The sequence below is a fragment of the Pseudomonas sp. LBUM1676 genome (assembly GCF_059695605.1).
On sequence record NZ_CP166777.1, the window covers coordinates 5418070 to 5431399 of the forward strand.

The following is a 13330-nucleotide window of genomic DNA, read 5'->3' on the forward strand; positions in this document are numbered from 1 at the left end:
ACGACGCAGATTCAATGCGTCAAAATCGCTGACCTTCGTTGCCCGTGAGCCCACGTCGGGCTGGTGCGCGGCTGCACGGGCGGGCCAGTCGGACCAGACGAGCCTTCCTAGCTCGCTTCAAATAACGCCATGGCTTCGACATGTGCCGTTTGAGGAAACATATCGAGAATCCCGGCACGTTTTAACCGGTAGCCCTGCTTGATCAATTCGACCGTGTCACGCGCCAGAGTCGCAGGGTTGCATGACACATACACCAACCGTTCGGCGCCCAGCGACTTGAGCTTGCGCACGACCTCGAAAGCGCCGTCACGGGGTGGGTCCAAGAGTACCGCACAAAAGCCTTCGCGCGCCCATTCGGCATCGGTCAAAGGCTGGGATAAATCGGCCTGAAAAAATTTCGTGTTATGCAGATTGTTGCTGGCGGCGTTGGCGGCTGCCCGCTCGACCATCGTCTGCACGCCTTCCACCGCCACCACCTCGCGAACAGCCTTGGCCAGCGGCAAAGCGAAGTTGCCCAACCCACAGAATAGATCGAGAACACGCTCTTGCGCTTTCGGCTGCAGCCAGTCGAGCGCCTGGGCGACCATCGCTTCGTTGACCGCGCCGTTGACCTGAATGAAATCTCCCGGGCGGTACGCCAGATTCAAATCCCACTGTTCAAGGCGATAGCCCAGTGTTTGATCGGCATCGACCGGTTGCGGCCCGTTTTCGCCATGCAACCACAACTGGGCTTCATGGAAGGCGCAGAAATCCTTGAGGATCGTCAGGTCGGCGTCGGACAACGGCGCCATGTGGCGCAGCAAGACGGCCAGGGACGAGCCGCTGAACAATTCCACATGGCCCAACGCCTGAGGCTTGCTCAAGCGCCGGAGCATTTCCGGCAAGCGGGTCATGATCGGCTGCAACGGCTGAACCAGCACCGGGCATTCGTTGATGGCAACGATGTCCTGGCTGCCTGCCGCGCGAAAACCGACCTCGAGTTTTTTCGCTTTCATGTCCCAGCGCACCGCCACCCGGGCGCGACGGCGGTAACCGAATTGCGGACCGCTCAACGGCGCTGCCCACTCCTGGGGTTCGACACCGGCGACCTTCGATAATTGCTCGGCCAGCATGCGTTGTTTCAGGGCCAGTTGTTCATCGTGCGGCAAATGTTGCACGCTGCAACCGCCGCAGCGACCGGCATGGGGGCACGGTGCCGGACGACGCAGTTCGCTGGCCTGGAACACGCGTTCGGTGCGCGCCTCGACCACTTTGCCGTGGGCGCCCAGCACCCGCGCTTCGACTTCTTCACCGGCCAATGCGCCGATAACGAACCAGGTGCGACCTTCGAAAAACGCGATGCCGCGACCGTCATTGGCCAGGCGCTCGATGCTCAGGCGCTGCTTTTTGCCGGTCGGGATTTGCGGCGCCTTGCTGCCGCCGGTGGGCTGGAAGCGCAGGCCTCTCTCTTGCTTGGCCATCAGTTGGGCGCGTCGAAAATGCCGGTCGACAGGTAACGGTCGCCACGGTCGCAGATGATCGCGACGATCACCGCATTTTCAACTTCTTTGGACAGGCGCAGCATCGCCGCCACGGCACCGCCCGAGGATACGCCACAGAAGATGCCTTCTTCGCGGGCCAGACGACGGGTCACGTCTTCGGCTTCGCTTTGCGCCATGTCGACGATCCGGTCCACGCGATCGGCCTGGTAGATTTTCGGCAGGTATTCCTGCGGCCAACGGCGGATACCTGGAATCGCCGAACCTTCCATCGGTTGCAGACCAATGATCTGCACGTTGTCGTTCTGCTCTTTCAAGTAGCGCGAGACACCCATGATGGTACCGGTGGTGCCCATGGAACTGACGAAATGGGTGATAGTGCCTTCCGTCTGACGCCAGATTTCAGGGCCGGTGCTGGTGTAATGCGCCTCGGGGTTGTCGCCATTGGCGAACTGGTCCAGCACCTTGCCACGGCCTTCGGCTTCCATACGCTGAGCGAGGTCGCGCGCGCCTTCCATGCCTTCCTCCTGGGTGACCAGGATCAGCTCGGCGCCATAAGCCGTCATGGCGGCTTTACGTTCGGCGCTGGAGTTGTCCGGCATGATCAGGATCATCTTGTAACCCTTGATCGCGGCAGCCATCGCCAGGGCGATCCCGGTGTTGCCCGAGGTCGCCTCGATCAGCGTATCGCCGACGTGGATCTGCCCGCGCAACTCGGCGCGGGTGATCATCGACAGCGCCGGACGGTCCTTGACCGAACCCGCCGGGTTATTCCCTTCGAGCTTGAGCAATAGGGTGTTGCTGGTGGCGCCGGGCAGGCGCTGCAAACGGACCAGCGGAGTGTTGCCGACGCAATCGGCGATGGTTGGGTACTGCAAGATCATGGCGTATTCGCAATCCAGACTGCGGGGGCGCCTATCATACCGGCAAACGCTGGAAGGCCATATCACGCAAAGTGCGGTGCTTATGGCTTATGGGAATAAGGGGTGGGTTCAGCACTCCTCTGCATGCGCGGCATTCAACGCATAGAACTCATGCAGCTTGGCTTGCAACAACTGTTTGTCCGGTAACTGGACCTGGTACTCAGCGATCAGCGCGGGCGACAGGCTGCGATTAAGGGCGTATTCGACCACTTCGTCGTCCTTGCTGGCACAGAGCAATACTCCAATGGCAGGGTTTTCGTGGGATTTGCATTCATCGCGATCCAGCGCTTCCAGATAAAACCCCAACTTACCCAAATACTCCGGTTCAAAACGACCAACCTTGAGCTCAATGGCCACCAGACAGTTGAGCCCGCGGTGAAAGAACAAAAGATCCAGGGCGAAATCCCGCCCGCCCACTTGCAGCGGGTATTGGGAACCGACAAAGCATGCTGCGCTCGAACAGAGCAGCTTTGAGCTGACGCTCCAATTCGCGCGTCGACCACTTTTCCTGGACTGCCAGACGCAGATAAAACTCACGCTCTTGCGGGTGTTTGCTCTGGGTCAGAATGAGCAGGTTGTGGGTCCAAGGTAATTGTGTCATCAGTGCTGACACTTTTTCATCGCCCCGATAAGCATCGTAAAATTGGCGCATACGGAACAGATTGCGCCGAGTAAAGCCGCGCAACCCGGGTTGCGTCTGAGCCAGATGCTCGGCCAGTTGACTGACCACTGCATCACCCCATTCAGCCAGTTCCAGCTTGCGACTGATATAAGCACCGACCTGCCAAGACAGTTCGATCAGCCGGGTATTCACCGCCTGCATGGCCTGCCGCCTGGCTGTGTGAATCAGCGCGGTGGTGGATGTGAGGGCCTCTTCGCCGGCAAGCCGGTCTCGCTCCCACTGGGGATCTGAGGTGATCACACAGTTTGTGGCCGACACCCATCCATTGTGGGAGCGAGCCTGCTCGCGAAGGCGTCATCACTGACGCCATCGGCATCAGCCACCAACCGCATATTCACCCGCAACCCCCTCCCGGCATTCTCAGCCCAAAGCCTCCCACCCTGGCGCTGCACCGCATTCCTCGCAATGCTCAACCCCAATCCAAACCCACCATCCCCTGGCCGCGACCCATCGAGGCGAATGAACGGCGAGAAGATCCGCTCCAGGTCTTCATCAGCCACCCCGCCGCCCTCATCTTCCAGCCACAGATGCCAGCAGTCGCCATCACGTCGCCCATCGAGGCGTACAACGCCGCTCTGCGGTGAGTGACGAATGGCATTACGCAGAATGTTCTCCAGCGCCTGGGCCAGGGTATTGAGATTGCCGCGCACCCAACAGGACGAGTCCACCGCGCATTGCAGCTGAATCGCCGGCCAGCCACTTTCATAGCAGGCATTTTCCGTGAGCATTTCCCACAAGGCCTGGATCTGGATCGCTTCGTCGGGCAAAGGCGCGCGTTCGGTGTCGAGCCACGCCAGTTGCAGGGCGTCCTCCACCAGCCGCTGCATCCCGTCGACTTCGCGCCCGATGCGTTCACGCAATTGCGTCAACCCTTGCTCGCTCTCGCTGGCCACCCGCAGGCGGCTCAGCGGCGTGCGCAGCTCGTGAGACAGATCGCGCAGCAATTGTTGTTGCAGGGCCACGGTGCTTTGCAGGCGTTCGGACATGTGGTCGAAGGCTCGACCCAGCTCACCCAATTCATCGGAACGGTTGGTTGTACGGCTCGACAGACGCACGCCCAGCTGGTCGGCACGCCACGCATTGGCCTGCTCGCGCAGGTTATTGAGCGGGACCACCAGCAACCGATACAGCCCGACGCACAGCAGCAAGGTGAACAGTCCGGGAATGACGCCGTTGGTGATCACGCGCCAGACCACCCGATAGCGCCCGGGTGCCAACCGCTGGGGCAATTCGATCACCAGGCTGCCGGCGGTCCGATCGCCGGGAAACGGCACCCGCAGCCACGGCAGGCCTTTTTTATGGATGGGCCAGTCCAGGCCGCGCAGAAAGGTCAGGCGCTGGATCTCCTTGTCCAACAGCGGTTTGCTGCTCAACGACTGCAAATCACTGCTAATGACGCCCGCCCAGCCTGTTTCGCGCTGTTGCATGCCCAGCAGCCAGCCATCGACGCCAGCGCGCTGGCGCTGCTGCCACGCCTGCTCGGCCTCGGCGGCATAGCGCGTCAAGGTGGCCCGGGCGTCATCCGACAGGAACTGGTTGCGCTGTTCCATGTAGCGGCCCCAGGACCAGCTCAGCCAGATCATCAACAGACAGAAGGCCACCAGCAAGCAGGCAAGCTTCCAGAACAGCGAATGCCTGCCCGGCAGATCAGACCATTTCATCGCCGGCACTCAAGACATAGCCCTTGCCCCAGACCGTACGCACTTCCCGCTCGGTGTAGCCGATGACCTTGAGCTTGCGGCGGATCTGGCTGATATGCATGTCGAGGCTGCGGTCATGGGCTGCGTAACCGCGCTGCAGCACATGCTGATAAAGGAAGGCCTTGCTCAGCACCTCATCGCCGTTGCGGTTCAGGGTTTCCAGCAGCCGATACTCGCTGCGGGTCAGGCCGGCAGCCTGTGCGCCGTAAAAGACCTCGAACAGCTCATCATCGAAGCGCAGGTTGTCCGCCGAGGGGATGCTCGGCGCAGGCGCCGGTCGCCGGTCAAGCGCCACCCGCCGCAGGATCGCTTCGATGCGCACCCGCAACTCCGCCATGCTGAAGGGTTTGGGCAGGTAATCATCGGCGCCCAGGCGAAAGCCACTGATGCGATCCGCCTCGGCCCCGAGCGCGGACATCAGCACCACCGGCGTCGAATGGCTCTGGCGCAATTGCGTCAGCACGTTCAGCCCATCCAGGCCCGGCAGCAGAATGTCCATCAGCACCACGTCGAAGGCTTGCTGGCGGGCAATGGCCAGGCCTTCCTGACCGTTCTGGCACCAGGTCACCTGAAACCCGCAGCGTCCCAGGTGCTCATGGACATAGGCACCGAGCACGAGGTCGTCTTCGATGGAAAGGATGCGCGGATGGCCAACAGAGATGGGAGTCATGAGTATCTGCAAATAATTCTCAGTTGGCGATTATTCAAGATTGGCTCGTCAGGGGCAACCCAAGGTTTGCCCTCGGCGCGAAAGCGGCCAGCCGGCCGACGAATGACTGCTTCAATTTTACCGGGATAGCCCGCGATCAAATCGCTACACTGCGCAGGTGGTGCGTGCCGCACGTAGTGCAGGTCATTGAATAGCTGGAAGCAGGAGAGATGCGTGCTCAAGAAACTGGGAATCAAAGGCCGCGTGCTGTTATTGACCCTGTTGCCGACCAGCCTGATGGCATTGGTGCTGGGTGGCTACTTTACCTGGATGCAGCAGTCCGACCTGCAAGCCCAACTCATGCAGCGTGGCGAAATGATCGCCGAACAGCTGGCGCCACTGGTGGCCCCGGCCATGGGCCACAAGAACAACGATTTGCTGGAACGCATCGCCACCCAGTCACTGGAGCAACCGGACGTTCGCGCGGTGACCTTCCTGGCGCCAGACCGCACGCTACTGGCCCATGCCGGCCCGATCATGCTCAATCCGGCGCCTCTGGGCGACGGCTCGCAGTTGCTGCGCCGCAGCGGCAACGATGCGACTCGCTATCTGCTGCCGGTATTCGGCAAGCACCGCAATCTGGCCGGTGACCTGATCCCCGATGAAGCCGACCGCTTGCTCGGCTGGGTCGAACTCGAACTGTCCCACAACGGCATGCTGCTGCGTGGTTACCGCAGCCTGTTCGCCAGCCTGCTGCTGATCGCCGCGGGCCTGGGCGGTGCGGCGCTGCTGGCATTGCGCATGGGCCGCACCATCAACCGGCCGTTGAGCCAGATCAAGCAAGCCGTGACGCAACTCAAGGACGGGCATCTGGAAACCCGCTTGCCCCCCTTGGGCAGTCAGGAGCTGGATGAACTGGCGTCCGGCATCAACCGCATGGCCGGCACCCTGCAAAATGCCCAGGAAGAATTGCAGCACAGCATCGACCAGGCCACCGAAGACGTACGGCAGAATCTGGAAACCATCGAAATCCAGAACATCGAACTCGACCTGGCACGCAAGGAAGCTTTGGAAGCGAGCCGGATCAAATCCGAATTCCTAGCCAACATGAGCCATGAAATCCGCACGCCACTCAACGGCATACTCGGCTTCACTCATCTGCTGCAAAAAAGCGAGCTGACCCCGCGCCAGCTCGACTATCTGGGCACCATCGAAAAATCCGCCGACAGCCTGTTGGGGATCATCAACGAGATCCTCGACTTCTCCAAGATCGAGGCCGGCAAACTGGTGCTCGACCATATTCCGTTCAATCTGCGCGACCTGTTGCAGGACACCTTGACCATTCTCGCCCCGGCCGCCCACGCCAAGCAGCTCGAGCTGGTGAGCCTGGTCTACCGCGACACGCCGCTGTCGCTGGTGGGTGACCCGCTGCGGCTCAAGCAGATCCTCACCAATCTGGTCAGTAACGCGATCAAGTTCACCCGCGAAGGCACCATTGTCGCCCGGGCCATGCTCGAAGAAGAACATGATGACAGCGTGCAATTGCGCATCAGCATCCAGGACACCGGCATCGGCCTGTCGAACCAGGACGTGCGCGCGCTGTTTCAGGCCTTCAGCCAGGCCGACAATTCGCTGTCCCGACAACCCGGCGGCACCGGCCTTGGCTTGGTGATTTCCAAGCGCCTGATCGAACAGATGGGCGGCGAAATCGGGGTCGACAGCACGCCGGGCGAAGGCTCGGAGTTCTGGATCAGCCTGAGCCTGCCAAAAACCCGCGACGACGCCGAAGACCTGCCGGGCCCGCCACTGCTCGGACGCCGGGTGGCCGTGCTGGAGAATCACGAACTGGCCCGTCAGGCATTGCAGCATCAATTGGAGGACTGCGGCCTCGAAGTCACCCCGTTCAATACCCTGGAAAGCCTGACCAATGGCGTGACCGGCGCCCATCAGACCGATCAGGCGATTGACCTGGCGGTGCTGGGCGTCACCAGCAACGATATGCCGCCGGAGCGCCTCAACCAGCATATCTGGGACCTCGAGCACCTGGGTTGCAAGGTGCTGGTGCTGTGTCCGACCACCGAACAGACGCTGTTCCACCTCTCGGTGCCCAACCCCCACAGCCAGCTCCAGGCCAAACCGGCCTGCACCCGCAAACTGCGGCGGGCCCTGTCCGATCTGGTCAACCCGCGCCAGCTGCGCAGCGAGCCGGGCGAACCGGTGTCCAGCCGTGCGCCTAAGGTGCTGTGTGTCGACGACAATCCGGCCAACCTGTTGCTGGTGCAGACCCTGCTCGAAGACATGGGCGCCAAGGTCCTCGCGGTGGAAAGTGGTTACGCCTCGGTCAAGGCGGTGCAGAGCGAAACCTTCGATCTGGTGCTGATGGACGTGCAGATGCCCGGCATGGACGGGCGCCAGAGCACCGAAGCGATTCGCCAGTGGGAAAGCGAACGGCATTGCACGCCGTTGCCGATCGTGGCCCTCACCGCCCACGCCATGGCCAATGAAAAGCGCGCACTGTTGCAAAGCGGCATGGACGACTACCTGACCAAACCGATCAGCGAACGGCAGTTGGCCCAAGTGGTGCTGAAGTGGACCGGCCTGGCGCTGCGCAACCATGGGCCGGAGCGTTCCAGTGACAGCCATCGCGGCGGCCACGAGTTGCAGGTGCTCGATCACGAAGAAGGTTTGCGTCTGGCGGCCGGCAAGGCCGATCTGGCGGCGGACATGCTGGCGATGCTGCTGGCGTCACTGGAAGCCGACCGCGAGGCCATTCGCTGCGCTCGGGACTCCAATGACCAGAACGCCTTGATCGAGCGCGTCCATCGCCTGCACGGCGCGACCCGCTATTGCGGCGTACCGCAACTGCGCGCCGCCTGCCAGCGCAGTGAAACCCTGCTCAAGCAACAGGACCCGAAAGCCTCCGGCGCCCTGGAAGAACTCGACCGGGCGATCAACCGCCTGGCCGCCCATGCCCGTATCAATGCTTGACTGACCCATTACCGCAGCTCCTACAGGGGTCGGGAAAACGGAGGACACGATGCGCACGATTCTTTTCAGCAGTCAGACCTACGACCGCGACAGCTTTCTCGCCGCCGCCCTGCCCGCCGGTATCGAGTTGCACTTTCAATCGGCACGATTGAGCCTCGATACGGTGGCGCTGGCGGAGTATCACGAGGTGGTCTGCGCGTTTATCAATGACGACCTCAGCGCCCCGGTGCTCGAACGCCTGGCCGCCGGCGGTACCCGTCTGATTGCCCTGCGGTCGGCCGGTTACAACCATGTCGACCTGGCCGCGGCCAAGCTTCTGGGGCTGACGATCGTACGGGTGCCGGCCTACTCGCCCCATGCGGTGGCCGAACATGCGGTGGCGCTGATCCTGGCGCTCAACCGCCGCCTGCATCGCGCTTACAACCGCACGCGCGAAGGCGATTTCAGCCTGCACGGGCTGACCGGCTTCGACCTGGTCGACAAGACCGTCGGCGTGGTCGGCACCGGACAGATCGGCGCGACCTTCGCCAAAATCATGAACGGCTTCGGCTGTCGGTTGCTGGCGTACGACCCCTGCCCCAATCCTCAGGTCGAGGCCCTCGGTGCCCGTTATTTGAGCTTGCCGCAATTGCTGGCCGAGTCGCAGATCATCAGCCTGCATTGCCCGCTCAACGAGCAGAGCAAGCACTTGATCAATCGCGAGTCACTGGCGCACATGCAAGCCGGCGCGATGCTGATCAACACCGGTCGCGGCGGCCTGGTGGATACCCCCGCGCTGATCGATGCGTTGAAAGACGGCCAACTGGGTTATCTGGGACTGGATGTGTATGAAGAGGAGGCGCAGCTGTTCTTTGAGGATCGCTCCGATCTGCCGCTGCAGGACGACGTGCTGGCCCGCTTGCTGACCTTTCCCAACGTGATCATTACCGCACACCAGGCCTTCCTCACCCGCGAGGCCCTGGGAGCGATTGCCGCGACCACCCTGCAGAACATCGCGGCCTGGGCTGTCGGTAATACTCAGAATCAAGTTGCTGGCGGCTGAACCAGATCGAAGGTCATATGCCCGCGCGATGCTGCGTTGATGTCCGTGCTAGCATGCCGCGCATATTTGGAGGACCCATGGTCGAACACGATTTCCGCTATAGCCTGATGAACCCGCAACACACCCTCACCGAATGCCGCGCCCTGGTGCCGGGGCGTTATCAAGTCACCGGCAACGGCGGCTCGATTCGCAATAACGACGTGCTGGTCGTGACCCTTAAAGGCAGCAAGGACTTGTCCATGCGCCTGACCGTCGAAACGGTTCGCCACTTGATCAACCCGCCCGGCCAATGGGTCGCGGTGGCCAGTGGTCCAGTGTTCGGCGAACTGGCGATCCACACCTGGAAAGTGAACTGCGACAGCTGCGCCAAAGAGCTGAGCTTCGAGTTCGCGGTCGATGCCACGCTGGGCAACAAGGCCGAAAAGCCGGCCGCTACCGCGCGAATCGCCGAGTTGGGCTGGACCACGGCTGGCGAGAAACACCTGTGCCCGACATGCCAGGAGCCAGCGTGATGAAACGCCTTGCCCTGAGCGCCATGGTTGGCGCCAGCCTGCTGGGCTGTGCCGCCGAACCGATACAGTTGCAACAGAACCGCAGCTACATTCTGGAGTGGATCGGCGAACGTCCGTTGATGGATTACAGCCACCTGACCATCACCCTCGGTGACGACGGTCGGGCCTATGGCAATGGCGGCTGCAACCATTGGTTCGCGCCGTACACCCTGGATGGCGACAAGCTGAGCTTCGGCAGGGTCGGCAGCACTCGCAAGATGTGCGCGCCAGCGTTGATGGAACAGGAAAAGCGTTTCCTCCAGGCACTGGAAAATGTGCAGCGCTGGGACATTTCGCCGATCGACCAGATGCGTTTCTGGCCGGCCGAAGGCAAGCCGTTGCGCTGGTGGCTGGAAGAGGGTTGATCCGACGCAAACCTGTAGGAGCCGGCTTGCTGGCGATAGCGGTGTGTCAGGCGACATGTATGTTGGCCGTTGCGCCGCCTTCGCCAGCAAGCCGGCTCCTATAGCACGGACGATCAGTTGTTAGCCTGCAACGCCTCCAGCTTCGCCATCACCCCCGCCGCCGTCTGCTCGCCCATCAACTGTTCCCGCACCTTGCCCTTGTCGTCGATGATGTAGGTCACCGGCAGCGCCTCGCTGCGCGGCAGTTCGAACAGATCGGCCGGGTCTTGCGCCAACACCGTGAATTTGATCCCCAGCTTCTCACTGGCGCTTCTCAGCTCTTCGCCCTGCACATTGTCGAAGTTGACCCCGAACACGCCGATCTGCTTGTCCTTGAGCTGATCGGCCAGCGCGTTCAATTCCGGGATCTCGGTACGGCACGGCCCGCACCATTCGGCCCAGTAGTTGAGCACCAGCCACTGCTTGTCCAGACGCTCGGCAGCGATTGCCCGACCGTTCTGGTCGATGCCGTAGTCGTTGCCACAGCCCCCCAGCATCAATGTCCCGATGATCGCCAATGCCGCTGCCAGTCGTCTTGTCATGTCGTGATCCTTGTCAAAAAAAGAATACTGCCGCGACCCATTGCCACCCAAGGTTCTGGATTACGCGCTGCCCAGTTAGAATAGCCGCCACCTTACGCAAGATGCGACCCGCACATGACCGATCTGACGCTTTATCACAACCCGCGCTGCTCGAAATCCCGCGGTGCGCTCGAACTGCTTGAAGCCCGTGGCCTGGCCCCGACTGTAGTCCGTTACCTGGAAACCCCGCTGGACGCCGGGCAAATCCAGAGCCTGCTGACCAAGCTCGGCATCAGTGCCAGGCAACTGCTGCGCACCGGCGAGGAGGAGTACAAAACCCTCAATCTGGCCGATAGCAGCCTGAGCGAGGCGCAACTGATCGCCGCCATCGCCGCGCACCCGAAACTCATGGAGCGCCCGATCCTGCAAGTCGGCGACAAAGCCATCATCGGCCGTCCGCCGGAGAATGTGCTGGAGCTGCTGCCGTGAGCGCACCCTATATTCTGGTTCTGTATTACAGCCGCAGCGGCTCGACCAATGAAATGGCCCGGCAGATTGCCCGGGGCGTCGAGCAGGCCGGTCTTGAGGCCCGGTTGCGCACGGTGCCGGCGATCTCCACCGAATGCGAAGCCGTGTCGCCGGACATCCCCGACGAAGGCGCGCTGTACGCGAGCCTCGACGACCTGAAAAACTGCGCGGGCCTGGCCATGGGCAGTCCGACCCGGTTCGGCAACATGGCGGCGCCACTCAAATACTTCCTCGACGGCACCAGCAACCTGTGGCTGACCGGCGCACTGGTGGGCAAACCGGCCGGAGTATTCACCTCCACCGCGAGCCTGCACGGCGGCCAGGAAACCACGCTGCTGTCGATGATGTTGCCACTGCTGCACCACGGCATGCTGATCACCGGCCTGCCTTATAGCGAGTCGGCATTATTGGAAACCCGCGGCGGCGGCACGCCCTATGGCGCCAGTCACCACGCCGGGGCCGATGGCAAAAGCGGCTTGAATGAACATGAAGTGGCGCTGTGCCGAGCCTTGGGTCTGCGTTTGGCCAAGACCGCGCAGAAGCTGGAGAGCTGACGTGGCCAGGAAACCGAAGATTCTACCCCCCATCGAATGGCTCGAACCGCGCGTACGGGCGATGCGTGCCATCAGCCTGCTGTGCTTTTTCGGCTTGGTGGGGCTGCTCTGCGTCTACTACCTGTTGGTCGCCGACCTGCACGGCGCACGGCCTTGGGTCATTCTGCTGATCGAACTGGTGCCGCTGCTGTTACTGGCGCCGGGAATGATCAGCGGCAGCCCGCGCGGGCATTCGTGGATGTGCTTTGTCGTGAACCTGTATTTCATCAAGGGCGCCTTGGCCGCGTTCGACCCGAACCGGCAGCTGTTCGGTGTGCTGGAGATGGGGGCAAGCCTGGCGGTGTTCTGTTCGGCGCTGTTGTTTGTGCGGTGGCGGTTTCAGTTGAATCGCAGGTTGGCGGGTGAAGGCGAAATCTCCGTCGCCTGACCTGACGCCTTCGCGAGCAGGCTCGCTCCCACACTGGATTAGCGTCGTTCACAACTCCCCTGTGGGAGCGAGCCTGCTCGCGAATGGCGCGACTCGGTCTCAATGATTCACGGTGTAAGCCAACATCATCGAAATCTGGCTCATCGCCCGCCCGCCACTCTCTTCATGCCACTGGTTGAACACATTCTGCACCGTGGCCAAATCGCGCAAACTGGTCGGCACCTTGTCGACGATCTTCTGCGCATTCAACGCCGCTACGACATCGTAGCTCGGCACAAACGTATCCTTGCCGACCATCCGCAGGAATCGCGGCGCCGACAACCCGCCCAACTGATGCCCGTGCTTTTTCAGGTAAGTCCACAGACCGACGATATCGGTCACCGGCCAATCGGCGATCAACGCACCGAAACTGCCCTTCTCATGGGCCACATCAAGGATGAACTGCGCGTTGCGCGGCACGCTCTTGAGCTTTCCCAGGTGACGGATGATCCGCGCATCCTGCATCAGGCGCTCCAGGTGTTCGGCACTCATCAGCACGACTTTTTCCGGGTCGAACTTGAAGAACACTTCTTCGAAGGACGGCCACTTGGCGTCCACCAGGCTGTGCTTGAGCCCGGCACGAAACACGCGCAATGCCATGGTCGACAGATAGCGGTCATCGCTTATCTTGCGCAATTGCGCCGGGGTCTTGGGAACGGGCAGATGGGCTTCCAGTTCAGCCGCTGAACCGAAGCGGTTCAGACAGTATTCGTGTAGCCACTTGTAGTCGCGCATGCCCTCTCCTGATGAATAAGTGAAATAGCCCCCTGTGGGAGCCAGCCTGCTGGCGATGGCAGCGGGTCAGTCAACAATGATGTGTCTGACCCACCGCCATCGCCAGCAG

Annotated in this window: 13 protein-coding genes and 1 pseudogene; 7 read left to right on the forward strand and 7 right to left on the reverse strand. The window is 61.7% G+C overall.

Annotation, left to right across the window (positions count from 1 at the left end; all coding sequences use genetic code 11):
- Positions 1-107: 107 nt before the first annotated feature.
- The 5 genes and pseudogenes from rlmD to ACA041_RS25065 all read right to left on the reverse strand — a co-directional run bounded on the left by rlmD (position 108) and on the right by ACA041_RS25065 (position 5453).
- On the reverse strand, positions 108-1460 hold the full coding sequence (gene rlmD / locus ACA041_RS25045; protein WP_497438294.1) for a 23S rRNA (uracil(1939)-C(5))-methyltransferase RlmD: 1353 nt from the start codon (positions 1458-1460) through the stop codon (positions 108-110).
- Positions 1460-2362, reverse strand: a complete 903-nt coding sequence (gene cysM / locus ACA041_RS25050) for a cysteine synthase CysM (protein WP_497438295.1) — start codon at positions 2360-2362, stop codon at positions 1460-1462. Before cysM ends, rlmD begins: the two co-directional genes overlap by 1 nt.
- A gap of 108 nt (positions 2363-2470) precedes the next feature.
- A pseudogene (locus ACA041_RS25055) lies at positions 2471-3251 on the reverse strand (PDDEXK nuclease domain-containing protein).
- Between the two features lie 68 nt (positions 3252-3319).
- Positions 3320-4744, reverse strand: coding sequence for a sensor histidine kinase (locus tag ACA041_RS25060; protein ID WP_497438296.1), 1425 nt, complete (start codon positions 4742-4744; stop codon positions 3320-3322).
- The gene (locus ACA041_RS25065) at positions 4731-5453 is read right to left on the reverse strand and encodes a response regulator transcription factor (RefSeq protein WP_497438297.1); all 723 of its coding nucleotides are present in this window, start codon (positions 5451-5453) and stop codon (positions 4731-4733) included. Before ACA041_RS25065 ends, ACA041_RS25060 begins: the two co-directional genes overlap by 14 nt.
- 213 nt (positions 5454-5666) lie before the next feature.
- Between ACA041_RS25065 and ACA041_RS25070 the strand changes: the two genes are divergently transcribed.
- From ACA041_RS25070 to ACA041_RS25085, 4 genes are all read left to right on the forward strand, one after another.
- On the forward strand, positions 5667-8420 hold the full coding sequence (locus tag ACA041_RS25070) for a response regulator (RefSeq protein WP_497438298.1): 2754 nt from the start codon (positions 5667-5669) through the stop codon (positions 8418-8420).
- Between the two features lie 49 nt (positions 8421-8469).
- Positions 8470-9462 (forward strand): 2-hydroxyacid dehydrogenase, encoded by a 993-nt coding sequence (locus ACA041_RS25075; protein ID WP_497438299.1) that lies wholly within the window; start codon positions 8470-8472, stop codon positions 9460-9462.
- Between the two features lie 77 nt (positions 9463-9539).
- The gene (locus tag ACA041_RS25080; RefSeq protein ID WP_497438300.1) at positions 9540-9974 is read left to right on the forward strand and encodes a hypothetical protein; all 435 of its coding nucleotides are present in this window, start codon (positions 9540-9542) and stop codon (positions 9972-9974) included.
- Positions 9974-10378, forward strand: a complete 405-nt coding sequence (locus ACA041_RS25085; protein WP_497438301.1) for an META domain-containing protein — start codon at positions 9974-9976, stop codon at positions 10376-10378. Before ACA041_RS25080 ends, ACA041_RS25085 begins: the two co-directional genes overlap by 1 nt.
- 113 nt (positions 10379-10491) lie before the next feature.
- Here the strand turns inward: ACA041_RS25085 and ACA041_RS25090 are convergent, their stop codons facing one another.
- Complete coding sequence (locus ACA041_RS25090; protein WP_497438302.1) at positions 10492-10959, reverse strand: TlpA family protein disulfide reductase; 468 nt, start codon at positions 10957-10959, stop codon at positions 10492-10494.
- Between the two features lie 114 nt (positions 10960-11073).
- Here ACA041_RS25090 and arsC point away from each other — a divergent pair, with 114 nt between their 5' ends.
- Genes arsC through ACA041_RS25105 form a run of 3 tightly spaced genes read left to right on the forward strand, consistent with a single transcriptional unit; the run spans position 11074 to position 12447 of the window.
- Entirely contained in the window at positions 11074-11427 is a 354-nt protein-coding gene (gene arsC, locus ACA041_RS25095) for an arsenate reductase (glutaredoxin) (RefSeq protein WP_497438303.1), read from the forward strand.
- Positions 11424-12020: an NAD(P)H:quinone oxidoreductase gene (wrbA, locus tag ACA041_RS25100; RefSeq protein WP_497438304.1), complete on the forward strand. Its 597-nt coding sequence runs from the start codon at positions 11424-11426 to the stop codon at positions 12018-12020. Before arsC ends, wrbA begins: the two co-directional genes overlap by 4 nt.
- 1 nt (position 12021) lies before the next feature.
- Positions 12022-12447, forward strand: a complete 426-nt coding sequence (locus ACA041_RS25105; RefSeq protein ID WP_497438305.1) for a DUF2069 domain-containing protein — start codon at positions 12022-12024, stop codon at positions 12445-12447.
- Between the two features lie 99 nt (positions 12448-12546).
- On the opposite strand, the gene ACA041_RS25110 is transcribed toward ACA041_RS25105, so the two are convergent.
- Positions 12547-13221, reverse strand: a complete 675-nt coding sequence (locus tag ACA041_RS25110; RefSeq protein WP_497438306.1) for a DNA-3-methyladenine glycosylase I — start codon at positions 13219-13221, stop codon at positions 12547-12549.
- Between the last annotated feature and the right edge of the window lie 109 nt (positions 13222-13330).

Excerpts from the sequence above, each read along its gene's own strand:
- rlmD (WP_497438294.1), bottom strand. The coding sequence starts at position 1,460 with ATGGCCAAGCAAGAGAGAGGCCTGCGCTTCCAGCCCACCGGCGGCAGC.
- cysM (WP_497438295.1), bottom strand. The coding sequence starts at position 2,362 with ATGATCTTGCAGTACCCAACCATCGCCGATTGCGTCGGCAACACTCCG.
- ACA041_RS25060 (WP_497438296.1), bottom strand. The coding sequence starts at position 4,744 with ATGAAATGGTCTGATCTGCCGGGCAGGCATTCGCTGTTCTGGAAGCTT.
- ACA041_RS25065 (WP_497438297.1), bottom strand. The coding sequence starts at position 5,453 with ATGACTCCCATCTCTGTTGGCCATCCGCGCATCCTTTCCATCGAAGAC.
- ACA041_RS25075 (WP_497438299.1), top strand. The coding sequence starts at position 8,470 with ATGCGCACGATTCTTTTCAGCAGTCAGACCTACGACCGCGACAGCTTT.
- ACA041_RS25080 (WP_497438300.1), top strand. The coding sequence starts at position 9,540 with ATGGTCGAACACGATTTCCGCTATAGCCTGATGAACCCGCAACACACC.
- ACA041_RS25085 (WP_497438301.1), top strand. The coding sequence starts at position 9,974 with ATGAAACGCCTTGCCCTGAGCGCCATGGTTGGCGCCAGCCTGCTGGGC.
- ACA041_RS25090 (WP_497438302.1), bottom strand. The coding sequence starts at position 10,959 with ATGACAAGACGACTGGCAGCGGCATTGGCGATCATCGGGACATTGATG.
- arsC (WP_497438303.1), top strand. The coding sequence starts at position 11,074 with ATGACCGATCTGACGCTTTATCACAACCCGCGCTGCTCGAAATCCCGC.
- ACA041_RS25110 (WP_497438306.1), bottom strand. The coding sequence starts at position 13,221 with ATGCGCGACTACAAGTGGCTACACGAATACTGTCTGAACCGCTTCGGT.